The sequence below is a fragment of the Pseudactinotalea sp. genome (assembly GCF_048594945.1).
In the GTDB taxonomy this organism is placed as follows: Bacteria; Actinomycetota; Actinomycetes; order Actinomycetales; family Beutenbergiaceae; genus Pseudactinotalea.
The window spans coordinates 1-25,751 of record NZ_JBMDXJ010000364.1 but is presented as its reverse complement, the minus strand read 5'-3'; the positions used below and the strand labels follow the sequence as shown (position 1 = coordinate 25,751).

23 protein-coding genes and 1 riboswitch are annotated in these 25,751 nt (G+C 69.9%); of the genes, 16 read left to right on the top strand and 7 right to left on the bottom strand.

The features are described 5' to 3' along the window. Together metE and ACOJSN_RS16670 are read right to left on the bottom strand one after the other, a co-directional pair. Positions 1-1,901, bottom strand: a 1,901-nt coding sequence (metE, locus tag ACOJSN_RS16675) for a 5-methyltetrahydropteroyltriglutamate--homocysteine S-methyltransferase (protein ID WP_420113616.1), incomplete at its 3' end; no start/stop codon positions are given. A 102-nt stretch (positions 1,902-2,003) separates the two neighbouring features. Then, positions 2,004-2,942 carry a methylenetetrahydrofolate reductase gene (locus ACOJSN_RS16670; RefSeq protein ID WP_420113615.1) on the bottom strand — a complete coding sequence of 313 codons (939 nt, stop codon included), beginning with the start codon at positions 2,940-2,942 and terminating at the stop codon, positions 2,004-2,006. A gap of 42 nt (positions 2,943-2,984) precedes the next feature. Then, positions 2,985-3,086, bottom strand: a riboswitch (SAM riboswitch). An 89-nt stretch (positions 3,087-3,175) separates the two neighbouring features. On the opposite strand from ACOJSN_RS16670, the gene ACOJSN_RS16665 reads away from it, so the two are divergent. Continuing rightward, positions 3,176-3,808, top strand: a complete 633-nt coding sequence (locus ACOJSN_RS16665) for a protein-L-isoaspartate O-methyltransferase family protein (protein WP_420113614.1) — start codon at positions 3,176-3,178, stop codon at positions 3,806-3,808. Here ACOJSN_RS16665 and ACOJSN_RS16660 read toward each other — a convergent pair. Then, positions 3,784-4,767 (bottom strand): carbon-nitrogen hydrolase family protein, encoded by a 984-nt coding sequence (locus ACOJSN_RS16660; RefSeq protein ID WP_420113613.1) that lies wholly within the window; start codon positions 4,765-4,767, stop codon positions 3,784-3,786. The genes ACOJSN_RS16665 and ACOJSN_RS16660 overlap by 25 nt on opposite strands. A 297-nt stretch (positions 4,768-5,064) precedes the next feature. On the opposite strand from ACOJSN_RS16660, the gene ACOJSN_RS16655 reads away from it, so the two are divergent. From ACOJSN_RS16655 to ACOJSN_RS16645, 3 genes are all read left to right on the top strand, one after another. After that, complete coding sequence (locus ACOJSN_RS16655; protein ID WP_420113612.1) at positions 5,065-6,150, top strand: S-(hydroxymethyl)mycothiol dehydrogenase; 1,086 nt, start codon at positions 5,065-5,067, stop codon at positions 6,148-6,150. Then, on the top strand, positions 6,150-6,776 hold the full coding sequence (locus ACOJSN_RS16650; protein WP_420113611.1) for an MBL fold metallo-hydrolase: 627 nt from the start codon (positions 6,150-6,152) through the stop codon (positions 6,774-6,776). The genes ACOJSN_RS16655 and ACOJSN_RS16650 overlap by 1 nt, the downstream gene beginning before the upstream one ends. A gap of 189 nt (positions 6,777-6,965) precedes the next feature. Next, positions 6,966-7,187, top strand: a complete 222-nt coding sequence (locus tag ACOJSN_RS16645) for a hypothetical protein (RefSeq protein ID WP_420113610.1) — start codon at positions 6,966-6,968, stop codon at positions 7,185-7,187. A gap of 60 nt (positions 7,188-7,247) precedes the next feature. Here the strand turns inward: ACOJSN_RS16645 and ACOJSN_RS16640 are convergent, their stop codons facing one another. Beyond that, positions 7,248-8,270 carry a LacI family DNA-binding transcriptional regulator gene (locus ACOJSN_RS16640; protein WP_420113609.1) on the bottom strand — a complete coding sequence of 341 codons (1,023 nt, stop codon included), beginning with the start codon at positions 8,268-8,270 and terminating at the stop codon, positions 7,248-7,250. 178 nt (positions 8,271-8,448) lie between these two features. Here ACOJSN_RS16640 and ACOJSN_RS16635 point away from each other — a divergent pair, with 178 nt between their 5' ends. The 6 genes from ACOJSN_RS16635 (at position 8,449) to ACOJSN_RS16610 (ending at position 17,411) form a co-directional block, all read left to right on the top strand. After that, positions 8,449-10,473 carry a beta-galactosidase gene (locus ACOJSN_RS16635; RefSeq protein WP_420113608.1) on the top strand — a complete coding sequence of 675 codons (2,025 nt, stop codon included), beginning with the start codon at positions 8,449-8,451 and terminating at the stop codon, positions 10,471-10,473. An 11-nt stretch (positions 10,474-10,484) separates the two neighbouring features. Next, complete coding sequence (locus tag ACOJSN_RS16630) at positions 10,485-11,738, top strand: sugar ABC transporter substrate-binding protein (protein ID WP_420113607.1); 1,254 nt, start codon at positions 10,485-10,487, stop codon at positions 11,736-11,738. A 74-nt stretch (positions 11,739-11,812) separates the two neighbouring features. After that, positions 11,813-13,405, top strand: coding sequence for an ABC transporter permease subunit (locus tag ACOJSN_RS16625; RefSeq protein WP_420113606.1), 1,593 nt, complete (start codon positions 11,813-11,815; stop codon positions 13,403-13,405). Then, entirely contained in the window at positions 13,405-14,289 is an 885-nt protein-coding gene (locus ACOJSN_RS16620; protein ID WP_420113605.1) for a sugar ABC transporter permease, read from the top strand. The genes ACOJSN_RS16625 and ACOJSN_RS16620 overlap by 1 nt, the downstream gene beginning before the upstream one ends. Before the next feature lie 34 nt (positions 14,290-14,323). Next, positions 14,324-16,717 carry a glycosyl hydrolase 53 family protein gene (locus tag ACOJSN_RS16615; protein ID WP_420113604.1) on the top strand — a complete coding sequence of 798 codons (2,394 nt, stop codon included), beginning with the start codon at positions 14,324-14,326 and terminating at the stop codon, positions 16,715-16,717. Between the two features lie 28 nt (positions 16,718-16,745). Further along, a complete protein-coding gene (locus tag ACOJSN_RS16610) occupies positions 16,746-17,411 on the top strand; it encodes a GOLPH3/VPS74 family protein (RefSeq protein ID WP_420113603.1) in 666 nt (221 codons plus the stop codon). A gap of 368 nt (positions 17,412-17,779) precedes the next feature. Here ACOJSN_RS16610 and ACOJSN_RS16605 read toward each other — a convergent pair whose 3' ends face one another. Continuing rightward, on the bottom strand, positions 17,780-18,061 hold the full coding sequence (locus ACOJSN_RS16605; protein ID WP_420113602.1) for a helix-turn-helix domain-containing protein: 282 nt from the start codon (positions 18,059-18,061) through the stop codon (positions 17,780-17,782). A 46-nt stretch (positions 18,062-18,107) separates the two neighbouring features. On the opposite strand from ACOJSN_RS16605, the gene map reads away from it, so the two are divergent. Then, a complete protein-coding gene (gene map / locus ACOJSN_RS16600) occupies positions 18,108-18,878 on the top strand; it encodes a type I methionyl aminopeptidase (protein WP_420113601.1) in 771 nt (256 codons plus the stop codon). 42 nt (positions 18,879-18,920) lie between these two features. Here map and ACOJSN_RS16595 read toward each other — a convergent pair whose 3' ends face one another. Then, the gene (locus ACOJSN_RS16595; protein WP_420113600.1) at positions 18,921-19,865 is read right to left on the bottom strand and encodes an NAD-dependent epimerase/dehydratase family protein; all 945 of its coding nucleotides are present in this window, start codon (positions 19,863-19,865) and stop codon (positions 18,921-18,923) included. 82 nt (positions 19,866-19,947) lie between these two features. On the opposite strand from ACOJSN_RS16595, the gene sigJ reads away from it, so the two are divergent. From sigJ to ACOJSN_RS16580, 3 genes are all read left to right on the top strand, one after another. Next, a complete protein-coding gene (sigJ, locus tag ACOJSN_RS16590; protein ID WP_420113599.1) occupies positions 19,948-20,898 on the top strand; it encodes an RNA polymerase sigma factor SigJ in 951 nt (316 codons plus the stop codon). A gap of 4 nt (positions 20,899-20,902) precedes the next feature. Continuing rightward, positions 20,903-22,063, top strand: a complete 1,161-nt coding sequence (locus ACOJSN_RS16585) for a mandelate racemase/muconate lactonizing enzyme family protein (protein WP_420113598.1) — start codon at positions 20,903-20,905, stop codon at positions 22,061-22,063. A 149-nt stretch (positions 22,064-22,212) separates the two neighbouring features. Further along, a complete protein-coding gene (locus tag ACOJSN_RS16580; protein ID WP_420113617.1) occupies positions 22,213-23,481 on the top strand; it encodes an enolase C-terminal domain-like protein in 1,269 nt (422 codons plus the stop codon). 5 nt (positions 23,482-23,486) lie between these two features. Here ACOJSN_RS16580 and ACOJSN_RS16575 read toward each other — a convergent pair whose 3' ends face one another. Then, complete coding sequence (locus ACOJSN_RS16575; protein WP_420113597.1) at positions 23,487-23,786, bottom strand: hypothetical protein; 300 nt, start codon at positions 23,784-23,786, stop codon at positions 23,487-23,489. A gap of 203 nt (positions 23,787-23,989) precedes the next feature. On the opposite strand from ACOJSN_RS16575, the gene ACOJSN_RS16570 reads away from it, so the two are divergent. Continuing rightward, positions 23,990-24,847: a MurR/RpiR family transcriptional regulator gene (locus ACOJSN_RS16570; RefSeq protein ID WP_420113596.1), complete on the top strand. Its 858-nt coding sequence runs from the start codon at positions 23,990-23,992 to the stop codon at positions 24,845-24,847. Next, positions 24,844-25,751: FAD-dependent oxidoreductase (locus ACOJSN_RS16565; RefSeq protein ID WP_420113595.1), on the top strand; the 908-nt coding region annotated here is incomplete at its 3' end. The genes ACOJSN_RS16570 and ACOJSN_RS16565, both read left to right, overlap by 4 nt.

The following is a 25,751-nucleotide window of genomic DNA, read 5'->3' as shown; positions in this document are numbered from 1 at the left end:
TGCTGCTCGCGGCGCAGCGGCAACAGCTCCCGCAGCGCAGGCTCGTCCACCTGGATGATCCCGATGCCGGCGGACTCGAGGTCGGCGATCTCGTCGCGCAGCGCGAGCGCCACCTGGTTCGCGGTCTCGCCGAGCGGGATGTCGTCGCGCACGAACGACCAGGCGAGGATCGTCACCGGGCCGGTCAGCATGCCCTTGACCGGGGCATCGGTCAGCGAGGCCGCGTACCGAGACCACTCCACCGTGATCGGCTCCGGTCGCGACACGTCACCCCAGAGGATCGAGGGGCGTGTGCACCGCGAGCCGTACGACTGCACCCAGCCGTTCTGCGTCACCGCGAACCCGTCGAGGTGCTCGGCGAAGTACTGCACCATGTCGTTGCGCTCGGGCTCACCGTGCACGAGCACGTCAAGGCCGAGTCGCTCCTGCAGCTCGATCACCGACCGGATCTCGGCCTTCATCGCCTCGGTGTACGCCGCCTGGTCGATCTCCCCCTTGCGCAGCTGCGCCCGCGCCACGCGCAGGTCGGTGGTCTGCGGGAACGAGCCGATCGTGGTGGTCGGGAGCGCCGGCAGGTCGAGCACGGCGTCCTGCGCAGCGACCCGGGTCGCGTAGTCGGATCGGGTGAAGTCCTGCTCGGTCAGTGCCGCGGTGCGCTCGCGCACCGCGGGGATCGAGACTCCGACGGCGTCCCTTCTGCTGGTCACGGCTGCCCGGTTGGTCGCGAACGCCTCGGGCTCGTTCGGCTCACCTGCGGCGAGGGCGAGCACCTCGCCGACCTTCTCGTCGGCGAACGCGAGCCAGCTGAGTAGGTCGGCGGGCAGGTCGGGCTCGTCGGTGGTGGTGTGCGGGACGTGCAGCAGCGAGGTGGAGGTGGAGACCGTGACGCGGGCAGCGCCCACGTCGGCGAGCCCGGCGATCTTCGCGCTCGCGACGTCGAGGTCGGTGCGCCAGATGTTGTGCCCGTCCACGACGCCGGCGACCAGGGTCACGTCGCCGATGCCATCGACGTCCGGGTCCGGCGACTCGCCCCGCACCAGGTCGATCCCGACCGCTTCGACGCCGCTGGCGGCGAGATCGCGGATCGCACAACCGATCCGGTTGTACGGCGCCGCGACGAACAGAGCCGGCCGGCCGCCGTCCACCGACGGTGCGGTCAGCGCTGAGTAGGCACGGCGTACCGCGGCCTTGACCTCCTCGCGCGGGGTGTCCCAGGTGTCGGAGACGAGCGCCGGCTCGTCGAGCTGCACCCAGGTGGCGCCGGCCTGCGCGAACGCCGCGAGAAGCTCGGCGTAGACGGCGACCACGTCGTCGAGGCGAGACAGCGGGTCGAAGCCCTCGGGTGCGCCGTCGGCGGCCTTCGACAGCAGCAGGAAGGTGACGGGGCCGACGAGCACGGGCCGCGTGAGCACGCCGTCGGCGAGGGCCTCGGCGAAGTAGCGGACGCTCGCCTGCTCGACGAGGCGGAAGTCGGTGTCCGGACCGATCTCGGGCACGAGGTAGTGGTAGTTGGAGTCGAACCACTTGGTCATCTCGAGCGGTGCGAGGTCACCCTCGCCGCGGGCCACGGTGAAGTGACCGGCAATATCGAGCGAGCCCAGGGCGCCGTCATGCTTGGTGCGCAGGTGCGAGAACCGCGCCGGGATCGCGCCGATCTGAGCGGCGACCGACCAGACCTGGTCGTAGAAGGTGAAGTCGCTCGGGATCGAGGCGTCGTCGGTGGGCAGCCCGAGTTCGGCGAGGCGGGTGCGGGTGCAGCGGCGAAGGTCGGCGGCGGTGGCGAGCAGGGCGTCGGCGTCGGTGCGCCCCGCCCAGAAGGCCTCGACCGCGCGCTTCAGCTCACGGCGGGGGCCGATCCGGGGGTACCCAAGAACGGTGGCGGCGGGAAAAGGACGGGACATGGAGGTTCTCCTGGGGGTCGAACAGGGTGTTCTGTGCGGAAAGGCAGCCCATACCGAACGAAACCCCCTGTTCGGCGGTTCGGTGGGCGTAGGGCGCGGGAGTCAGTGCTGCTCGGCGGGCGCCGGGCGGAGTCCGGCGGCGGCGAGGAGGTCCAGGGCGGGGCCGGAGGAGTTGAAGGTGTAGACGTGCAGGCCGGGGGCGCCGGCTTCGAGCACGCCGTGCACGAGGTCGGCACCGGCGGCGAGACCACGGGCGTACTGATCGTCGGGATCAGCAGCGCCCTCGAGGTGCTGGAGCAGCGTCGGCGGCACCGGCACCCCGGTGAGCGACTCCAGCCGGCGGAGTCGCCGGGGGTCGGTCAGCGGGATGATGCCGGGCACGATCGGGATGTGCACGCCCGCCTCGCGAGCGGTCTGCACGAACGTGCCGTAGCAGGCGGGGTCGAAGAAGACCTGTGTGATGGCGTAGTCGGCGCCGGCGTTCTGCTTGGCCAGCAGCGCCTGGATCGTGTGGGGCTCGACCACGGGACTACCCGCGGCGTCGTAGCTGCCGCCGGGGTAGGCGGCCACCGAGATGCTCAGCGGGCTGGCGGTATCGGCGGTACCGGCGAGCTCGCGGGCCTCCACCCGTCGAAGCAGGTGCACCAGCTCGCTCGCAGAGGTGAAGCCCTCGGGGTGCGGCCGCCAGTCGGGCTCGCCCTCGGGCGGGTCGCCGCGCAGTGCGAGGAAGTCACGCACCCCGATGCGGATCAGGTCGGTAACGACCTCGTCGAGCTCGGCCTCCGAGGCGCCCACGCAGGTGAGGTGCGCGATCGGGGCGACGTCGGTCCGCTCGATGATGTGCGCCAGCAAGGCGCCCGATGTCTCGCGTGTGCGCCCGCTCGCGCCGTAGGTCACGGAAAAGAAGTCGGGCCGCACGGATGCGAGCCGCGCCACGGTGGCAGGCAGGCTCTGCGCACCCTTCGGGGTGCGCGGCGGGTACAGCTCGAACGAGATCGTCGGGCTCGCGGCGGGCACGGAGAAGAGGCTAGCCGTGCTCATGGGGTGTCCTCGCGGACGGGACAGACAGGGGTGGCCATGGGAACTCCATCGATCCTGGCGTTAGCACCCTTCCCTCGGCAGGCCTGCCACTGGGGGTTGCTGCGGTGTCGACGAGCCAGGACTCTCAACCGCTCTGGATGGGATGCCGCCACCCTAGGAGATGACCGCCCCGTGGTCACGCGCGCTCACGATTCGGACCACATGGTGGGACGCGGAGTGTTTGACTCGGAGAGGTGAGCGCAGCAGGGAGTGAGGACCGCAGCGGAGCGGAGACCGGAGCGAGCGTCGGTGCGCGACCAGAGGGAACGAGCGACCGCTTCGACGCCGTGTTCAGTGCCGCTCCTCGCGCGTGGTTCCTGCCCGAGGGTGCACGGGAGCGCGCCAGCCACGACGGCCCGATCCTCATCGGGCACGAGCAGACCTGCTCGCAGCCGCGCACCGTGCGCGACATGCTCGCGCTGCTCGAGGTCCAGCCTGGTCAGCGCGTTCTCGACGTCGGCTCTGGCTCGGGATGGACGACGGCGCTGCTCGCCGAGCTGGTCGGCCCGCACGGGCGTGTGCGGGGCGTGGAGATCGAACCCGATCTCGTGGCGTGGGGCGCCACCAATCTCACCCAGGGCCCATGGCCCTGGGCGAGCATCGAGCAGGCCCGGCCGGACGCCGTCGGGCTCCCCGAGCACGGACCGTACAACAGGATCCTCGTGTCGGCGGAAGCGCGCGAGATCCCCGCCGACCTGCTCGAGCAGCTCGCCGACGACGCCCGGATGGTGCTCCCGGTCTGCGGCACGATGACACTCGTCGAGCGCGCCGGCGGCGCCGACGAGGTCACCGAGCACGGAAGCTACCGGTTCGTGCCGTTGCGATGAGCCTGCAGCATCGAGCGGCGCCACTCACGTGGCCCGCCCTCGGGGCGCGGCTGGATGTCCGCGAAGGTCACGGCCGGTCTCGCCTCCTCGGGGCAGCGAGACACCCAACGGCCCTCGGGTGAGGAGATGCCGGCGGGCGCATCGGGAGCCTTGTCCGCGTGCACGGCGTAGCTGACCCAGAGGCCGTTCTGCCGCGCCGCGACCACGGCCGACGACGCGAGCGAGTCCTCCGCGCCCGGGTCCGAGGGCCCGGCGGTCGAGTAGAGCGCACAGTCGACGCCCTCGGCCTCGTAGTCGCTGAAGACGTCCCCGAACAAGCCTTCGAGACCGCTGAGGCACCCGAAGGTCAGCCCGTGGATGGCGAACGTGACGCCGGCCGAACCCGCCTCGTACATGTAGGTCTGCTTGGTGCGCGAGAGCAGCCGTTCGTCGTAGCGGGCTGCGAGCGTGCCGCTCGGGTCGATCACGAGTGTGCTCAGCCGCGGCCTGCCCGACGGCGGCCGGCCGGGCAGATAGGTCGGCGCACCGACCACGGTCCACAGGCCCAGGCGGCCCGCATGGATGCGGATCGCCTGGATCTCCGTGTCGTGAGCGTCCCAGGCGAACCGGGTCCAGTCGGACTCGGCGACCTCGCCGGGAACGCTCGAGAGGAGCGTCTTCGACGGGAAGCACAACGCGGCTTCCGGCAGATGGAGAAGGCGAGCGCCGCCGTCGTGCGCTCGTTGCATGAGATCGCGGATCTCGGCACCGCGAGCGCGCATCGCGGCGACGTCACCCGGGTCGGTGAGCGGCGTGGTCTGGCCGACGGCGAGGCGCAGCGTCGGGGTGAGGTCGGGTGGGGTGGTGGGCACAGTCGCTCCTGTTTCGGATCGGATGTGCCGGAGGGCAGCGGTGTAGGACTCGCCGGTCTGGGCCGCGCGAGCTCGGACGCGCTTCTTGAAGGCGCGGTTGGCTGTCATCCGGACTCCTGCGCTGGCGTCTGGTCCCCCAGCGACATCTCGACGTCAGACGCTCGGTTCACGGACTGACCATCGACCTGAGACTGGAGTCCCTTTGCCCCGACATCGCCGACCACGGGGGTTTGACGGTGGGCCGTGCTGGGGACGGACCGATCGGGGTTCGGCGGAGGACACGCCGTGATGAGCGACGGTACCCGATGGCACCGACAACCCGTGGTCGGTCGGCGAACCGCGGCGCAGGCTTCTCGGCTAGGTTGGCGACTGTCGAGTTCCCGAGACAGCACAGGAGCTGCCGCCATGCCACAGACTGTCCAGGGCGTCATCGCCCGCGCCAAGGATGCCCCGGTCGAGGTGGTGCCGATCGTGGTGCCGGACCCGGGTCCCGGCGAGGTGATCGTCAAGGTACAGGCGTGCGGTGTCTGCCACACCGACCTTCACTACCGCGACGGCGGCATCAACGACGAGTTCCCCTTCCTGCTCGGGCACGAGGCCGCAGGCGTGGTCGAGGAGATCGGCGAGGGCGTCACCGATGTCGCGGTGGGCGACTACGTGATCCTCAACTGGAGGGCAGTGTGCGGCCAGTGCCGCGCCTGTCTGCGCGGACGCCCCTGGTACTGCTTCAACACGCACAACGCCACACAGAAGATGACGCTCGAGGACGGCACCGAGCTCTCCCCCGCTCTCGGCATCGGGGCCTTCATCGAGAAGACCCTGGTCCACCAGGGTCAGTGCACCAAAGTGGACTCCGCGGCGGCGCCCGAGGTCGCGGGGCTGCTCGGCTGCGGCGTGATGGCCGGCATCGGCGCGGCCATCAACACCGGCGGCGTGGGCCGCGGCGACAGCGTGGCTGTCTTCGGCTGCGGCGGCGTCGGCGACGCCGCCATCATGGGCGCGCGACTCGCGGGCGCGGCGAAGATCATCGCCGTCGACCTCGACGACACGAAGCTCGAGTGGGCCAAGGACATGGGCGCCACCCACACAATCAACTCGGGCGCCACCGACCCGGTCGAGGCGATCCAGGCCCTGACCGAGGGCAACGGGGCGGACGTGGTGATCGACGCCGTCGGCATCCCGACGACCTACGAGCAGGCTTTCTACGCCCGCGACCTGGCCGGCACCGTGGTGCTGGTGGGCGTGCCCAACCCGACCATGAAGATCGAGCTCCCATTGCTCGACGTGTTCGGCCGCGGCGGCTCGCTGAAGTCGTCCTGGTACGGCGACTGCCTGCCGAGCCGCGACTTCCCGATGCTGATCGATCTGGACCTGCAGGGTCGCCTGCCACTGGAGGCGTTCGTGTCCGAGAAGATCGGGATCGACGACGTCGAGGCGGCCTTCACGAAGATGCATGACGGCGCGGTGCTGCGATCGGTCGTGATGATCTGATGACCCTTCGAGTCGAACGCATCGTCACCTCGGGCACCTTCTCGCTCGACGGCGGGACCTGGGATGTGGACAACAACGTGTGGGTGGTCGGCGACGAGAGTGAGTGCGTCATCATCGACGCCGCTCACGACGCGACACCGATCCTGGCTGCGGTGGGCGACCGGGACGTCGTCGCGATCCTGCTCACGCACGGCCACGACGACCACATCGGCGCCGCTCGTGAGCTCGCGGACACCACTGAGTCCGAGGTGTGGCTGCACCCCGAGGACCGGATGCTGTGGGACGTGGTGCACGATGGCGCGCCCGATGGTGACCTGACGAACGGCCAGCGGTTCGCCGTGGGCGGCGAGGAGCTGGTGGTGCTGCACACGCCAGGCCACAGCCCTGGCGCGGTGTGCTTCTACCTTCCCGCGCTGGGCCGGGTGTTCAGCGGGGACACGCTGTTCAACGGCGGCCCCGGCGCGACCGGCCGCTCGTACTCCGACTTCCCCACGATCGTGGACTCGATCACGGACAGGCTGCTCAGCCTGCCGCCCGAGACCGTGGTCCACACCGGACACGGCGATGACACCAGGATCGGCGACGAGGCTCCGCACCGGCAGGAGTGGATCGACCGGGGTCACTGATTCTGTTGCGCAGCCTCACCGTGACCTCGCGGGCAAGGGGGATGGCAACCGCCGCACATCTGGGCGCCTGGGAGGACGCGAGTCGGTTGAACTCGCGCGCAGGAAGAACGTCCTGTTCAATGTCGCTCCGATGCTGATCGTCGGCATCGGTGGCATCGTGTGGACGCTCGTCTCCCACACCCCGGATTCATGCTGGTGGTGTTCGGCCTGATCGCCCTGTTCGGCATCGCACTGCTCGTTCCGACCTTCCATCTGCTGCGGCTGGGTGAGCTGGTCATGGTCGAGGAGCCGCAGTCCGGATCTCCGGACGCTCTCGTGGCGGTCGCGGAGCGTTGCGGCACCATCGAACGGTCGACCTTGAGCTATCTGGAGAGCCAGCGTCTGATGCGCGGAGCCACCCTGAATCTGTGAGCACCCTCGAGGGCGGCGTGCGTGCACATCGCGCGGCCAGCGGTACGTCGTAGAGGGCCTCTACCCGCCTGCACCGTCCGTGCTCTCTCGGACCACCAGCTCGGCGGGCATCGTCACGAACTTGGGCCGGCCGCCGTCGACCATGCCGAGGAGCATCGAGACCATCTCGGCGCTGATCGCCTCGAAGGGCTGGCGCATGGTCGTGAGCGGCGGCGAGGCCTCGGCCGCCGGGCCGGAGTCGTCGAAGCCACCGACAGCGACGTCCTCGGGCACCCGCCGCCCCGCCACTCGCAGCGCCCGGAGCGCCCCGACTGCCATCAGGTCGTTCGCGGCGAACACGGCATCGAGGTCCGGTGCCCGTTCCAGCAGGTCCGCCATCGCCCGCTCACCCGAGCCCGACGAGTAATCGCCGTAACCGATCAGCTCCTCCCCCAGCCCCAGTTCGGTGACCTCGGCGCGGTAGCCGTCGAGCCGGTAGCGCCCACCGGGGGTGTCGAGCGGGCCGGCGATCGTGGCGATGCGGGAGCGGCCGGACACACGCAGGTGCGCCACCATCGTGCGCGCCGCGTGCTCCTCGTCGACCGACACCCACGCGACATCGCGGGCGTGCCCGAGCGGGATCCCGCACGCGACCACCGGGATCCGCTCGCCGAGCAGCCGCTCGACCAACGGTTCGTTCTCGTGCGAGGAGATCAGCAGCACGCCGTCGACGTGGCCCGCGGTGAGGTAGGACATCACGTGCTCACGCTCGGCCGCCGTGCCGGCGACCAGCATGATGAGCGTCTGCCCCTGCTTGGCCAGCGCGTCGGCTGCACCGCGCAGCAGCCGCGCGAAGGTCGGGTCCGAGAAGAGCAGCTGCTGTGGCTCGGTCAGCAGGAACGCCAGCGAGTTCGCACGCCCTGTCGCAAGGCTGCGCGCGTGCTGGTTGACCCGGTAGCCGGTCTGCTTGATCGCGCGCTGCACGGCGGCCATCGCCGCCGGCGAGACCCACCTGTCGCCGTTGAGCGCGCGCGAGACGGTGCCCCGCGAGACGCCGGCAGCGGCCGCGACGTCACGGATCGTCGGGCGCTTGGGCTGGTCCACGCGCTGACTCTAGGACGGTTCCCTCGACGACGTCCATCATCACGTCCCACGATCGACCTGTGTCCGGTCACAGTCCCATAACGATCACCATCTCAGGTTCCGCCTTGCTGTGTCTCTGAGTCAGACTGTGACCGGTCCCAGGTAGGTACCACTGAGTCTCGAGACCCGATGGAGCGTCATGTCCAGCTGGCCGCACCCCAGGATGCGCGGTCGCGTCGCCTACGGCGGCGACTACAACCCCGAGCAGTGGACCCCCGACGTGTGGCGCGAGGACATCGAGCTGATGCGTTCCGCCGGCGTCACGATGGTGACGATCGGTCTGTGGAACTGGGCCGAGGTCGAGCCACGCGAGGGCGTCTACGACTTCAGCCGGCTCGACGAGGTGGTCGGGCTTCTCCACGAGGCCGGCATCGCCATCGACCTCGGGACCCCGACGGCGTCTCCTCCCTCGTGGTTCTTCGCCACCTACCCGCATGCCCGGGTCGTGACGCGCGACGGCGTCCCGCTCGGATTCGGGTCGCGCGGCATGGCCTCGCCGAGCTCACCTGACTACCGGCGGGCCGCCATCGGGATCGCCGACGCGCTCGCGCGGCGCTACGGCGACCACCCCGCCGTGGTGCTCTGGCACGTGCACAACGAGTACGGCGCTCCCGTCGGCGAGGACTACTCGGAGCACGCGGTGCGCGAGTTCCGGCGCTGGCTGCAGGAGCGCTACGGCTCGCTGGAGGCGCTCAACCACGCCTGGGGCACCGCGTTCTGGGGTCAGCGCTACGACGACTGGGAGCACCTAGGACTGCCCGGCCCCACGCCGTCAGCACCCAACCCCGGCCAGCAGCTCGACTTCCGCCGCTTCACCGATCATCAGTTGCGCGCGTGCTACCTGGCGGAGCGCGACGCGATCCGCGCGCACGCCGCACAGCCCATCACCACCAACTTCATGGCGGCGAACTGCCCGACCACCGACCTGTGGGCGTGGGCGCGCGAGGTGGACGTGGTCAGCAACGACCACTACCTGACGGCGGCGGAGGTCGAGCCCGAGGTCGGCCTGGCCCTCGCTGCCGACCTCACCCGATCGGTGGCCGGCGGCGCTCCGTGGCTGCTGATGGAGCACTCGACCTCGGGCGTCAACTGGCAGCCACGCAACGTGGCGAAGCGGCCCGGCGAGATGCGGCGCAACTCGCTCGCGCACGTGGCTCGCGGGTCCGACGCGGTGCTGTTCTTCCAGTGGCGGGCCTCCCGCGTGGGCGCCGAGAAGTTTCACTCCGCGATGCTGCCGCACGGCGGCACCGACACCCGGGGGTGGCGCGAGGTGGTCGAGCTGGGCCGCGAGGTCGGTGCGCTTGGCCAGGTCGCCGGCAGCCGCGTGCATGCCGACGTGGCCATCCTCTGGGACACCGAGTCGTTCTGGGCGCAGGACCTCCCCTGGCGGCCGAGCGTCGACCTCGACCCGCACGAGCGGATCCGCACCTACCACGAACGCCTCTGGCGCGACGGTCTCACGGTCGACCTCGCCCACCCGGGCGCCGACCTCAGCGGCTACCGGCTCGTGCTCGCGCCCGCCTCCTACCTGCTCACCCGTGATCACGCCGCCAACCTCACGAGGTACGTCGAGACCGGCGGGACCCTGCTGGTCGGATGCTTCTCCGCCGTCGTCAACGAGAACGACGCCGTGCACGAGGGCGGCTTCCTCGACCCGCTGGCCGAGGTGCTGGGCGTGCGGGTGCACGAACACCTGCCCCTGCGCGAGGGCGAGAGCATCGAGATCGACCTGGCCGGCCAGCCCGTGCCGGGGACGATCTGGCAGGAGGATGTCGCACTCGAGGGGGCCACCGCCGTCGGGAGCTATCGCGACGGCTACGCGCCCGGCGGCCCGGCGATCACGCGGCACCGGCACGGGGCCGGGATCGGCTGGTACGTCAGCGCCTGCCCGGACGTGGCCGGGCTGGCGACCGTGCTGGCCGGTGTCTATCGCGATGCCGGATTGACGACGGCGGAGCACCCTGGGGTCGAGATCGTCACCCGGGTGGGCGCCGAGTCGTCCTTCATGTTCGTTATCAACCACACCGACCGCGAGGTGCGGGTCCCCATCGACGGGAACCCGCTCCTCGGCACCGCACCGGTCGACGGTGTCCTTCCCGTTGCTCCGGGCGACGTCGCCGTCGTCCATCACACCCAGGCCGCCGTCGTGGCGGCCACCACCTGAGAGGAACTGCCATGAGGAGACTCGCCCTCCCGGTCGCCGCGCTGGCGACCGCCGCCCTGCTCGCCGCCTGCGGCGGCGGAAGCGGATCGCCCGACGACCCCACCACGCCCGAGGACAGCACCAGCGAGGACACGACCGAACCGGCCGCGAGCGGCAACCTCGTGGTGTGGGTCGACGAGAACCGGCAGCCCGCCGTCGAGGCGGCGGCCGCGACCTTCACCGCCGAGACCGGCGTGACCGTGGAGACGGTCGTGAAGAACTTCGCCGACATCCGCGCCGACTTCCTCGCCCAGGTGCCGACCGGCGAAGGGCCGGACATCACCGTCGGTGCCCACGACTGGCTCGGATCCTTCATCATCAACGGCGTGGTCGACTCGGTCGACCTCGCCGGCATGGAGGGCGACTTCGAGAGCGTCGCGCTCGAGGCCTTCACGTACGACGGCCAGCTCTACGGTCTGCCATACGCGCTGGAGACCGTCGCCGTGGTCCGCAACACCGATCTGGTCGAGGAGACCCCCGACACCTTCGACGAGATGATCGCGATGGGTGAGGCCGCAGGTACGCGGTACCCGTTCGTCATCAACACCGGCGGCACCACGGGTGATGGCTACACCTACTACGGGTTCCAGACCTCGTTCGGCGCCCCGGTGTTCGAGCAGAATGACGACGGGTCGTACACCAACACGGTCGGCATGGGCGGCGACGCCGGCGAGCAATTCGCCGAGTGGCTCGGCGAACAGGGCGCCGCCGGTGTCTTCAGCACCGACTGGGACTACGACATCTCCGTGCAGGAGTTCGCCGACGGCAATGCGCCGTACACGGTCGCCGGCCCGTGGGCCATCAGCGCCTTCACCGACGCCGGCATCAACGTCGCCGTGGACCCGATCCCCTCAGCCGGTGGCGAGACCGCTGCACCGTTCGTGGGCGTGCAGGGCTTCTACGTGTCGGCGCAGAGCGCCAACGCGCTGATCGCGAACGACTTCCTCACCACCTACATGGCCACGCCGGAGGCGATGCGTGCGCTGCACGACGCCGACCCGCGCATCCCGGCGATGACCGTGGTCGCCGAGGACGTCGCCAGCGACCCGGTGACGGCCGGCTTCCTCGCGTCCTCGCAGAACGGCACCCCGATGCCGTCGATCCCCGAGATGGCGGACGTGTGGGAGTACTGGAACACCGCTGAGGCCACCATCATCGGCGGCGCCGACCCGGTCTCGACGTGGAACACCATGATCGAGGACCTGCAGGCGCAGCTCGGCGGCTGACGCCACCCCGACCCCGGTGCCGGCGGCGCTCGTGACCCGCCGCCGGCACCGGCTCACCGTCGCAAGGAGTGACCATGAGCAGTGCCCCCACTCGCGCCGAGTCGCACGCACGTCGTTGGACCTCGGCTGCCGGCTTCGTGACGAAGCTCCTGCTGATGGGGCTGGTCAACGCCTTCGGCGTCTACCTGCTCTGGTCGGCGTACGTGGCGGAGTCGTGGGGCATCTTCAGCGGCGCGCTCGCGCTGCTCGTGGTCGTCAACTGGATCTACTTCGCCAAGCGCACGCTGCCGCTGAAGTACCTGGCACCAGGGCTCGTGCTGCTGCTGGTGATGCAGCTGTTCGTGATGGTCTACACGGGATTCGTGGCCTTCACGAACTACGGCACCGGGCACAACGCCAGCATGGATCAGGCCGTCGACGCGCTGCTGATCCAGAGCGAGCGCCGCACACCGGACTCCCCCACCTACCCGATGGCCGTGATCACGCGCGAGGACGACGACGCGCTCGGGCTCGCCATCCTCGACGACGCGACCGTGCGGGTGGGGGATGCGGAGAATCCGCTGCAGGAAGTCCCCGACGCCGTGGTGACCGACGGTGTCATCACCGAGGTGCCCGGGTGGCAGGTGCTCCCCCGTACCGAGGTGGTCTCCGACCCCGGGCTCGCGGAGGCGGTCACGGCGCTGCGAGTCCCGGTCTCCGACGACGTCGAGGACGGCTCGATCCGCACCCGCGAGGGGCGCACCGCCGCGATCCACCTGGCCGCGCTGCGCTGGGACGAGGCCGCCCAGACGCTGACCAACGTCGAGACGGGCGCGGTCTACCACCCGAACGAGGGCGGCAACTTCGAGGCCGAGGACGGCTCGACGCTGCCGGTCGGCTGGCGTGTGGGCGTCGGCTTCGCGAACTTCTCGACGGCGTTCACCGACACCGATTACTCGGCACCGTTCTTGCGGATCCTGGTGTGGACGTTCGCGTTCGCGATCCTCACGGTCGTCACCAGCTTCCTTGCCGGGCTCGTGCTCGCCGGGCTGTTCGACGACCGGCGCATCCGTGGCCGCAAGGTGTGGCGCACGCTGTTCATCCTCCCGTACGCGTTCCCGGCGTTCCTGTCCGCGCTGCTGTGGCGGGGCATGCTCAACGCGAACCCGGACTACGGCATCGTCAACCGGCTGGTGTTCTTCGGCACCCGCATCGAGTGGTTGAACGACCCCACGCTCGCCAAGGTGACGATCCTCGCCGTCAACCTCTGGCTGAGCTTCCCCTACTGGTTCCTCGTGTGCACGGGCGCGCTGCAATCGCTGCCGGCCGATGTCACCGAGGCCGCCAAGATCGACGGCGCCAGCCCGATGCGCACCTGGCGGTCGATCTCGCTGCCGCTGCTGCTGATCTCCACCGCGCCGCTGCTGATCGCCTCGTTCGCCTTCAACTTCAACAACTTCACGTTGATCTACATGCTCACCGGTGGCGGGCCGCGGTTCGCGGACACCTCCGCGTTGCTCGGGCACACCGACATCCTCATCTCGATGATCTACCAGATCTCCGGCGTGGCCGGCGGCCGTGCCGACTTCGGGCTCGCCAGCGCGCTGTCGATCCTGGTGTTCCTCATCGTCGGCGGCATCTCGGCGATCGCCTTCCGACGCACCCGCAAGCTCGAGGAGATCCTCTGATGGCTGCCACCGTGACGTCGCCCGACCGCACCCGCGCACGCCGTTCCCGGTGGTGGCGCGAGGTCGGATGGAAGTACCCGATCGCCGTGGCCGTGGTTGTCTACGCCGCGTTCCCGCTGGTCTACGTGCTCTCGGCGGCACTGGCCAGCGGTGGCACGCTGACCGGCTCGACCGAGCTGTTCCGCACCTTCTCCCCCGCCAACTTCGAGGCACTGGGCGGCACACGGTTCTGGCAATGGGCCTTCAACAGCGTGTTCATCGGTGTGGTGACCTCGATCGGGTCGGTGCTGATGGGCGCGTCCGCGGCATACGCGTTCTCGCGGTTCCGGTTCCGTGGTCGCCGCACGGCGCTGACCACGCTGCTGATCGTGCAGATGTTCCCGCAGATGCTGGCGTTCGTCGCGATCTTCCTGCTCCTGAACGCGCTCGGCTCGGTGGTGCCTGCCCTCGGACTGGACTCGCGCACCGCGCTGATCGCGGTGTACCTGGGCGGTGCGCTCGGCTCGAACACGTTCCTCATGTACGGCTTCTTCAACACGGTGCCGCAGGAGCTGGACGAGGCAGCCAAGATCGACGGCGCCACCCACGCGCAGATCTACTGGACGATCATCCTGCGGCTCGTGACACCGATCCTCGCGGTGGTCGGGTTGCTCAGCTTCATCTCGACGTTCGGTGAGTTCATCCTCGCCCGGATCATCCTGACGTCACAGTCCAACTGGACTCTCGCCGTCGGCATGTATACCTGGGTCTCGGACCAGCTGAACGCCAACTGGGGACTGTTTGCTGCGGGGGCGGTGCTGGCGAGCCTGCCGGTACTCGTGCTCTTCCTCGCACTGCAGCGCTACATCATCGGCGGTCTCACCGCCGGGTCGGTGAAGGGGTAGGGACACGATGCGAGCACGACGGGGTGCGATGGTGATGACAGCAGCGTTGGCACTGGGCTCGGCCTCACTGCTGCCGGTACAGGCCGACGACGGCGGCCCGGTCGCCTCGACGATCTCGGTCGAGAAGGTCGAGGGTCTGGCCGAGGACTTCGCCCTCGGGGTCGACGTCTCGTCGGTGCTCTCGCTCGAGGAGTCGGGCGTCCAGTTCCGCGACGCTGCCGGCGAGCCGGCCGACCTGTTCGAGGTGCTCGCCGACTCGGGCGTCACGCATGTGCGTGTGCGCGTGTGGAACGACCCGCGGGACGCCGAGGGCAACGGCTACGGCGGCGGCACGCTCGACGTGGCGCGCGCCGTCGAGATCGGAGAGCGAGCGACGGCCGCAGGTCTCGCCGTGCTGGTGGACTTCCACTACTCCGACTTCTGGGCCGACCCCGCCAAGCAGCAGGTACCCAAGGCGTGGGTGGGCCTGGACGCCGCGGCAGTCGCGGACGCGGCCGGCGCGTTCACACGTGATGCGCTCGGCGAGTTCCTGGCCGCCGGCGTGCACGTCACGATGGTGCAGGTCGGCAACGAGACCAACAGCGCGGTCGCGGGCGTGACCGGCTGGGACGGCATGGCAGGCGTGTTCAGCGCCGGGAGCGCCGCAGTGCGCGAGGTATTCCCGGACGCGCTCGTGGCGGTGCACCTGACCAACCCGGAGACCGCCGGGCGGTACGCGGATGCGGCAGCGGCGCTGGCCGAACGGAACGTCGACTACGACGTGTTCGCGAGCTCCTACTACCCGTACTGGCACGGCACGCTGGAGAACCTCACGAGCGTGCTGAGCCACGTCGCGGAGACCTACGACAAGCAGGTGATGGTGGCCGAGACGTCCTGGGCCTACACCCTAGACGACGGCGACGGCCACCCCAATGTCATCGAGACCGACTACCCGCAATACCCGGCCTCGGTGCAGGGGCAGGCGTGGTCGGTGCGGGACGTGGTCGCCGCCGTCGCCGCCGTGGGAGACGCCGGCATCGGTGTCTTCTACTGGGAGCCCGCGTGGCTGCCGGTGGGTCCCCCGGAGCAGGCCGAGCAGAACGCGCTGCTGTGGGAGGCGCACGGCTCCGGCTGGGCCTCGAGCTTCGCCGGCGATTACGACCCGGAGGACGCCGGCCAGTGGTACGGCGGATCGGCCTGGGACAACCAGGCGCTGTTCGCACACGACGGCACGCCGCTGGAGTCGCTGCAAGTGTTCCGGTACGTGCGCACCGGCGCCACCGCACCGCGCGAGGCCGTGGCGGTCGAGCACGTCACGCTCACGGTGGCGGCAGGCGATCCGGTGCCACTGCCGGAGACCGTGACCGTCACCTACAACGACCGCAGCACCGATGAGCAGCCCGTGACCTGGGACGCACCGGCGATCAGCGGTCCCGGGGTGTACGTGATCGACGGCGTGACTTCGGCCGGGCTGGAGACCGCCGCGACCGTGACCGTCACCGCCGTCAACCACCTCGTCAACCCTGGATTCGAGGAGGGCGAGAGCGGGTGGACGTTGTCCGGGACTGGCGTCGACGTCGCGTGGGAGGACCCGCTCGCGGGCGAACGGGCGCTGCACTGGTGGGCGGACGTGGACTTCTCGTTCACGGTGACCCAGCACGTGCACGGGCTGCCGTCCGGTGACTACCTGCTGTCGGCGAGTGCCCAGGGCCGCCCGCTCACCGAGGGTGATGAGCTCGCCCTGGTTGCTCTCACCTCCGACGGCGAAGGGCGCGCCATGTTCCCGCTCTCCGGCTGGGCCGAGTGGCAGCAGGTCGAGTTGCCGGTGACGATCGGCGACGACGGCGAGGTCGCCGTCGCGATCGCCGGCACCATGACCGCAGAGGCGTGGGGCACGCTCGACGAGGTGAGCCTGGTCGCCGTCGGCGGCGGCGAGCCGACGCCCACACCGACCCCGACACCGACCGACGAACCGACCGCCACGCAGCCCACGTCGCCCGGCGAGCCGACGAGCGAACCGAGCACGACAGACCCGACCGAGGCGACGCCGTCGGGAGCGGTCATCACGCTCGGTGCGACGCGGGTCGCTGCCGGCGGCCTGCTCGACGTCGTCGTGTCGGGACTGACCGGCGTCAACGAGATCGAGGTGGGCATCGCGAGCACCTACACGCGGCTCGCGACGGCACCGGCCACCGACGGCGGCGCCGAGGTCACCGTGCGTATCCCGGCGGATCTGACGCCGGGCGAGCACGAGATCCAGGTGCGCGCCGACGGCGACGTGCTCGCCCGAGCGCCGATCGAGGTGCTCGCCGCCTCCGCACCGGGCGGGCTCGCCGACACCGGGGTGAGCACACCCGCGCCGGCGCTGGTCGTGGCGGGTGTGCTGCTGGCGATCGGGGCGGGCGCACTGGCCCTGCGCAGGCGCGCGCTGCGACACCGCCTGACCTGAGGACGCGGGCGTTGCGTAACCTGAGGCGATGCTGATCGTCGAGGCTCTGCACCTGTTGCTGACCACCGAGGCCGGGACCCCGGAAGCGTGGTCGCAGCGCAACGTCGCTGCGAGCGCAGCGTTGATCACCGACCTGGTGATCGCCGAGCGGGTGACGCTGAGTGACGAGAAGCGCCCACGGGTCCAGGTCATCTCGACGCAGCCGACCGGGAATCCGGTCCTCGACGGCGCGCTGCCGCTGCTCGCCGAGCGCGACGGCAAGCGGCTCGACTCGTTGGTGACGTGGCACAAGCTCGACCCGCGCGACGCCGTGGTGGAGTCGCTCGTGCAGCAGGGCATCCTCGAGTACGGCGAGCGCACGATGCTCGGGATGGGCGCCCCGAAGACACCCGAACGCAACCCGGAACCGGAGCAGATGGTGCGACAGCGGCTGGCAGCCGTGCTCGCGGGCGAGCGCCCGCCTGATATCGGCGACACCACAGTGCTGGCGATCCTGCAGGCGATGAATGTCGCGCACAAGGTGCTCAAGGAGGAGTCCGGCGGGCTGCGTGCGGGTCAGCTGAAGAAGCGCATCAACGAGGTCGTCGAGAGCTCACCGGCAGGCACCGCCGTCGAGAAGGCCGTGCAGGCCATGCAGGTGGCCCTCATGACCGCGACCACCACGGCGATGATGGCCAGCGGAGGCAGCAGCTGACGTGCCCGGCTCCCTAGGCTGGCTGAGGGCCATGCTGGCCTCCCAGGCGCTCTACCTGCTGCTGACCGACGAGGCCGGCAGCCCTGAGGTGAATGGGCTGCACAACCTGGGATCGACGGCAGCGGTCATCACCGACCTGGTCGTCGCCGAGCGGTTGGTGGTGAGCGATCATGAGCCACCGCGCGTCCACCTGATCTCTCACGAGCCCGTCGGTGACCTGGTGCTCGATACGGATCGACCAGGTGGTAGCGGCGTCACCGGCGGGCTCCGCCGTCGAGAGAGGTGTCCGCGCGATGACCGCGGCCAGGATGACCGCGGTCGCCGCTCCCACCGACAGCAGCTGACGTCCACGCCTGCGACGGCGGTAGCTACGAGGCCATCCGCTGGCGTGACGTGCGCGCAGGTTCCGGCTGGCTGATCTCGGCCCACACCGCATCGAGCGACAGATCGAGCACGGCAGCGACTGCTGCGATGGTCGGGAACGCGGGAGTGGCAACCCGCCCCGACTCGATCTTGCGGAGCGTCTCCGGGGAGATCTCTGCAGCGAGCGCGATCTCGAGCATCGAGCGTGCCCCGCGCGCCCGGCGCAGCAGGGCACCGAGGCGTGCGCCGCGCTCGACGTCAGCGGGAGTGAGTGGCAGTCGAACCATGTGCCAATAGTAATGCCGGGATACTTTGGCCGGTATAGTTATTGGCATGATCGAGATCCTGAGCCCCGCCGAGGTCGATCGCGCCCGCACGAGCGGTGCGCTGGTCGCTCGCATCCTGCAGAACCTGAAGGGACGATGCGACGTCGGCACCAACCTGCTGGACATCGACCGCTGGGCCAACGAGATGATCGCCGACGCCGGCGCGCAGTCCTGCTACGTCGACTACGCACCCTCCTTCGGCCGCGGACCGTTCGGGCACCACATCTGCACAGCCGTCAACGATGCCGTGCTGCACGGGAAGCCGCACGACTTCGTGCTGGCCGACGGCGATCTGGTCACCCTCGACCTCGCGGTCTCCCTGGGCGGCATCGCCGCGGATGCCGCCGTCAGCTTCATCGTGGGGCAAGCACGCCCGGCCGAGAGTGTGGCGATGATCGAGACGACCGAGCGCGCGCTGCTGGCCGGGATCGCGGTCGCCCACCCGGGCGCACGCATCGGCGATATCTCCCACGCCATCGGCGCGGTGCTCAGGGCAGCCGGATACGCGATCAACACCGAGTTCGGAGGTCACGGCATCGGCTCGGAGATGCACCAAGATCCAGCGATCCCCAACACCGGCAGGCCGGGGCGCGGCTATCAGCTCCGGCCGGGGCTGCTGCTGGCACTGGAGCCCTGGGTGATGTCCGACACCGATCAACTCGTCACCGACGCCGACGGCTGGACCCTGCGCAGCGCCACCGGCTGCCGCACCGCGCACAGCGAGCACACGATTGCCATCACCTCCGACGGTGCCGAGATCCTCACGATGCCGAGCTGAACCGCCCGTCAGCCTGTCCGCCCTCAGCGCGGTCAACGCCACTCAGGCCGCAAGGGCGCGGAAGCCTTCCCTCCAGCTAGCGAATTCCGGCGCCCAACCGAGCTCCTCGAGGGCGCGAGTGTTGTCCGAGCCGCGAACGCTGATCATCATGTTGAGGCCATGGGTGCCGAGCAGCGGGCGCCCCAGCCACGCAGGCAGCTTCATCGGGGCACGGACCCCGAGGACTTCGTGCAGATAGGGCAGCCAGACGTGCACAGGAGCCGGGTCGGAGTCGGTCACGTGATAGATCCCCGGGCCGCCGCGGTCGACCGCCAGGGCCGTGGCCCGAGCGGCATCGGCGATGTGGACGAACGACCAGACGCCGGTGCCGCCACCGACCACGGGCATCTTTCGCGCCCTGATCATGGCGAGCAGATCACCGCCCGGGCCTAGCCCCGTGCCCGGCCCGTAGAACATGCCGTAGCGCAAGACGAGGCCCTCGATGCCAGGCGCCGTGGTGACTGCGTCCTCGAGGTGTCGAATGGCAGCGAGCGTCCTGTGCGACTCAGGCGCGGGGTCGGCATCCAGCGGCGCGTCCTCGTCGTGCACCATCGGACCGGAGCGGTCGTGCGGCCACCCGGTGTAGCTCGCCGCAACGAACCGCTTCACGCCAGCCGTACGAGCGGCCGCCAGGAGGTGGTCTGTGCCCGCCACGCGCAGGGCGTTCGTGGCAGCGAAGTCGTCGTCGAACCGCTTCACGTTCCCGCTGCTACCGGCCAAGCCGGTCATCTGGTGGATCACCACCTCAGGCTCCGCGGCTCCCATCACATCGACGACCTGGGCCCGGTCCACACCGTCCATGACCACGGGCTCGGCGCCCAACGCTCGCAGCTGATCGTCGTGACGGTGGCTCCGGCTCGTGCCGATCACCTCGTGCCCGTCAGCGGCCAGCATCGGCACAAGCTGCCGCCCGATCGCGCCGGCTGCCCCGGCCAGGAAGATCTTCATGGTCTCTCCTCATCTCTCGTCCCGTCCGACGAGATAGCCGCAGTCGCTGTGACAACCGGCCCCCGGCTGTCACGATGGACCTGTGGGCCTCGACTCCGACGTGACGCACGATGCGCTGCGACCGCTGATGTTCGCGATCGCCTACCGGATGCTGGGCAGCGTGGCCGAGGCCGAGGACGTGGTGCAGGAGGCGCTCATCCGGATCCACGGCGCCGATGCTGTGCAGTCGCCGGAGGCGTTCGCGACAACCGTCACCACCCGGTTGGCCATCGATGCTCTCCGTTCCGCACGCGTCCGCAGGGAGCGATACATGGGCGAGTGGCTCCCCGAACCGCTGGTGTCCGAGGACACCCTGGTGGCTGCGGCACCCGGCCCGCCGGATCCTGCCGATGTCGCGGTGCGGCGAGAGTCGCTGTCCGCGGCCGTCCTCACGCTCATGGAGGAGCTCGGTCCCCTCGAACGCGCCGTCTACGTACTCCGCGAGGCCGTGATGCTCGACTACTCGCGGATCGCCGAGATCGTCGAGCGGTCCGCAGCCGCCTGCCGCCAGATGTACTCCCGGGCAGGCCGGCGGCTGGCTGCAGCGACGCCGCGCGACAGTGGTCGGGCCGATCGGGGCTCGATTGCAGAGGCATTGGTCGACGCCCTGCACCGCGAGGATGTCGCCCTTGTCGAGGAACTGCTCGCCTCGGACGTACGACTGCATGCCGATGGCGGTGGCCGGGCACCCGCGGTGACGCGACCGGTCGAGGGCGCGGTGGCCGTGGCTCGGTTCCTGCTGGGACTGGTCAGACGCACCGGTCCGCTCGGTGTGCACATCGACGTGATCGAGGCGAACGGCGGCCCAGCAGTGCGGGCACGGGACGCCGAAGGAGCGTGGCTCGCCGTCATGGCGGTGCAGACCTCCGGTGGTCGCGTGGTGAATCTGCACAACCAACTCAACCCGGACAAGCTCGCACATCTCGGCCCGGTCGGCGACCTCGCGGCACTGCTGGCACAGCGTGGCACACGTCCGGCGACCGAGGAGCGCTGAGCACGTGAGAATCGTCGACATCCGCGAGCAGACCATCCCGATCAGCTCACCGATCCGAAACGCCTACATCGACTTCAGCACGATGACGCTGAGCCTGGTCGCCGTCGTGACGGACGTGGTCCGGGACGGCCGGCGGGTCGTCGGCTACGGCTTCAACTCGAACGGTCGCTACGGGCAGGGCGCGATGATGCGGGACCGCTTCATACCCCGCGTGCTCGACGCCGAGCCCGACTCGCTGCTCGACGGTGACAACCTCGACGCCGCCGCGATCTGGTCGACGATGATGACCAACGAGAAGCCGGGCGGGCACGGGGAACGATCGGTCGCCGTCGGCACGATCGACATGGCGGTCTGGGACGCCGTGGCCAAGATCGCCGAGAAACCGCTGTTCCGCTTGCTTGCCGAGCAGTACGGGTCCGGTGCTGCCAACCCGCGCGTGTTTGTCTACGCCGCGGGGGGCTACTACTACCCGGACACAGGCCTGACGGTCCTCCAGGACGAGATGCGGAGCTATCTCGATCGCGGCTACACGGTCGTGAAGATGAAGATCGGTGGCGCCGACCTCGATACCGACCGGCGCCGGATCGATGCGGTCCTGGACATCCTCGAACCGGGGCAGCGGCTCGCGGTCGACGCCAACGGGCGCTTTGCGAGCGACCAGGCGATCGCCTACGCCTCGGCCCTGTCGGAGTACGACCTGTTCTGGTACGAGGAGCCCGGCGACCCTCTCGACTTCGAGTTGCAGGCTGAGGTCGCGGCGTCGTACGAAGGGTCGCTCGCCACCGGCGAGAACCTGTTCTCGACGGTGGACGCGCGAAACCTCATCCGCTACGGCGGCATGCGGCCGGACCGGGACTGGCTCCAGTTCGACTGCGCACTCAGCTATGGGCTCGTCGAGTACCTCCGAACGCTTGCGATGCTGCGCTCGCACGGATGGGCCGCGGACCGGTGCATCCCGCACGGCGGCCACCAGATGTCGCTGAACATCGCCGCCGGGCTCGGGCTGGGTGGCAACGAGTCCTACCCGGATCTGTTTCAGCCGTTCGGTGGGTTTCCCGACGGCGTCGCTGTCGCGGGCGGACACGTCACCATGCCTGAGCTCCCCGGGATCGGATTCGAGGGCAAACGGGACCTGTACGCCGTGATGTCTGCCCTGGGCTCATGACCGGCCCGGTGTTGATGTCCAGCGGGCATCAATCCATGTCGGAGCGATCTTGGACAGCGATGGGTCCGAATCCGTAGGGTCACGGCGTGAGCACGGGTGCGCTGGTCGTCGAGCGGGTCGAGGTGGTCCCGGTCGCCGGCGGCGACAGCATGCTGCTCAACCTCAGCGGCGCGCACGGCCCGTATTTCACGCGCAACATCGTGCTCGTCACGGACAGCGAGGGTCGCACCGGACTGGGTGAGGTGCCTGGCGGTGAAACGATCCGCGGCACCCTCGTCGAGGCCGGCGAGATGCTCCTCGGGCAGCCGGTCGCGCGGTTCGGCCGCCTGCTCCGGGCGATCTCGACGACGTTCGCCGATCGCGACGTCGCGGGGCGAGGGCAGCAGACCTTCGACCTGAGAACGACCGTCCATGCCGTCACCGGGCTGGAGTCGGCGCTGCTCGACCTGCACGGCCAGCACCTCGGCGTGCCCGTCGCCGAGCTGCTCGGCGATGGGCAGCACCGCCAGCAGGTGCCTGTGCTCGGCTACCTCTTCTACGTAGGCGACCGATCCCGCACCACCCTGCCCTACGTCGTCGAGCAAGACTCAACCGACTCCTGGGAGCGGCTGCGGCGCGAACCCGCTCTGGACACCGGCGCGATCCTCGCCTTGGCGGCGGCCGTCCAGCAGCGTTACGGCGTGCGCGACTTCAAGCTCAAGGGTGGCGTCTTCGCCGCGGCCGAGGAAGCGGCGACGGTGCGCGCGCTCGCCGAGACGTTCCCCGCCTCTCGGGTCACGATCGACCCCAACGGCGCCTGGTCACTGGCCGAGGCGGTCGAGGTCTGCCGCCCGCTCCACGGCGTTCTCGCCTATGCCGAGGACCCGGTCGGCGCGGAGGCCGGCTACTCAGGGCGGGAAACCATGGCCGAGTTCCGGCGGACGACCAACATCCCCACCGCGACCAACATGATCGCGACCGACTGGCGACAGATGGCACACGCGATCCGGAGCAACGCCGTCGACATCCCCTTGGCAGATCCGCACTTCTGGACCATGCGGGGCTCGGTACGCGTGGCTCAGCTGTGCCGCGACTTCGGGCTGACGTGGGGCTCGCACTCCAACAACCACTTCGACATCTCGCTGGCGATGTTCGCGCACGTGGGCGCGGCGGCACCCGGGGAGATCACAGCACTCGACACCCACTGGATCTGGCAGGACGGACAAGGGCTGACTACGCAGCCGCCCCAGATCCGAGACGGTCACATCGCCGTGGACGACACCCCGGGTCTCGGCCTGACGATCGACCGCGACGCCCTCGCCGCCGCGCATGAGGTCTACCTGGAGCACGGGCTCGGCGCGCGTGACGACGCCGCGGCGATGCAGCACCTCATCCCGGACTGGATGTTCGACGCCAAGCGTCCCTGCCTCGTGCGCTGAACAGCTCAGCGCAGTTCGACCTCGAACAGCTCGGTACGGGCGACCACACGGTCGCGCACATCGTTGAGTGCGGTGCGGCGCGGGTCGGCCAGGTACGCGTCGAGCGAATCCCGATCGGGGAACGCGTACACCTGGACCTCGTGCGGGTGGCCATCGGCACCGGAGCCGACCACGCGCTGCAGCACGCGGGCGCCGTGCTCGGGCACCAGGGCCAGCACCTGATCCTCGTAGCCGGTCATCGCCGCCTTCTCGCCCGGATTCGCCCAGAGCAGGCAGCACACGGTGATCTCACGGGGCTCGGTCATGCTGCGGAGTCTTCCAGGCCACTGCCGGCCACGAGATCGTCACTGCGGCACGAGATCGGTACTGCACAGTCACGATCTCGTGCCGCAGTAGCGATCTCGTCGCCTGACGCGCCCGGGGCCGTAGCGATGGGTCAACGACGTCGTCGCACAACTTGTGCCGCTGCTCTTCCGCTTCCGCACACTTTGGGTAATGATGTGCGGTGATGGCATCGACGTCCTCCAGCCCGACGCAGCGCCTGCGCGAGGCCCTACCAGCGCTGCAAAGCTCCGTCCTCCTGCTGGCCGAGAGCATCCTGAGCGACCCCGAGGGCGCCTCGCGCGCTTCGGTCACGAAGCTCGCGCAGGTGAGCGGGGTCGCTCCGTCGACGGTCTCTCGACTGGCAGCCCGCCTCGGCTACGACGGCTTCCCCGACCTGCGCGCCGCGCTGGCCACCGAGCACGGTCGCGCGCTGCAGGGCGGGTGGGCCAAGGACATCGGGTCCGAGCTCAGCATCGGCGACCCGCCCGAGCGGCTCCGGGATGTGCTCGCGGCGCAGCAGCACCGGGCCGCGGAGGCTGCGGGCAGCCTCGACCTGGCCGTGGCGGAGCAGATCGCGGACGCGGTGGCGGGCGGGGGCCGGGTGGTGCTGCACGGTGGCTGGGCGGACGCAGTGCCGCTTGAGGAGCTGCGGCTTCGCTTGCTCCGGCTCGGGATCGCCGTATGGCTGCACGCGGACGCCACGGCCGCAGGCGTCGCCGCGGCAACCCTGGGCGAGGGCGACGTGCTGCTCGCGCTGTCGCGGTCGGGAGCCGACACACACGCAGCCCATCTGCTGGAGCGCGCCCGCCGCACCGGTGCCCGCACCGCGCTGATCACCGGTGACCCCTCCAGCCCGCTCGCGGCGGCCGCCGACATGACGCTCAGCACGGGCGTGCGGAGCACGACCTGGACCGAAACCTTCGCGGGCAGGGCCAGCGACACGCTGGCCTGCTCGCTGATCTGGCTGCTGGTGGCGCAACGCGTGCCCGAGGATCTCGGGCGTTTCCCCGATCTCATGACAGAGCAGGAGCCCACCCCATGACCACCGTCCCCACCATCGCCGCCGAGACGATCGCGGCGGACCTGACTGTGATCGGCGGCGGCCTCGCCGGCGTATGCGCCGCGATCGCCGCCGCGCGGACCGGCGCCCGGGTCTCGCTGATCCAGAATCGCCCGGTGCTGGGCGGCAACTCCTCCAGCGAGGTCCGCGTGTGGGTGTGCGGCGCCACCGCACACGGTGGCCAGAGCAACGCCCGCGAGACCGGCATCATGGGCGAGCTGTTCGTAGAGAACCAGTTCCGGAACCCGCAGGGAAACCCGTACTACTGGGACCTGGTGGTGCTCGAGGCGGTCCGCGCCGAGCCCACGATCGATCTGTACCTCAACACCGACGTGAGGGACGTCGAGACCCGACAGACGCCGTCGGGCATCGAGATCGAGTGCGTGACCGGCTTCCAGATGGGGAGCGAGAAGGTCTTCACCTTCACCTCGCCATCCTTCATCGACGCGACGGGTGACGGCCTGGTCGGCTACCTCGCGGGCGCCGAGCACCGGACCGGGCGGGAGTCGCGGGCTGAGACCGGCGAAGCATGGGCACCCGAGGTCCCTGATGGGAACACGCTCGGCTCCACGATCCTGTTCTACTCGCGAGATACGGGAAAGCCGGAGAAGTTCGTGCCGCCGTCCTTCACGAAGGACATATCGACGACACCGATCCTCCAGACTCGGCCGATCCGGGTGGATGCCTACGGGTGCGCGTACTGGTGGATCGAGTGGGGTGGCGAGCTGGATGTCGTCACCGACAACGAGGCGATCCGCGACGAGCTGCAGGCCGTCTGCTACGGCATCTGGGACCACATCAAGAACTCGGGCGAGTTCGACGCCGAGACCCTCACGCTGGAGTGGGTCGGCTCGGTCCCTGGCAAGCGTGAGTACCGCCGATTCAT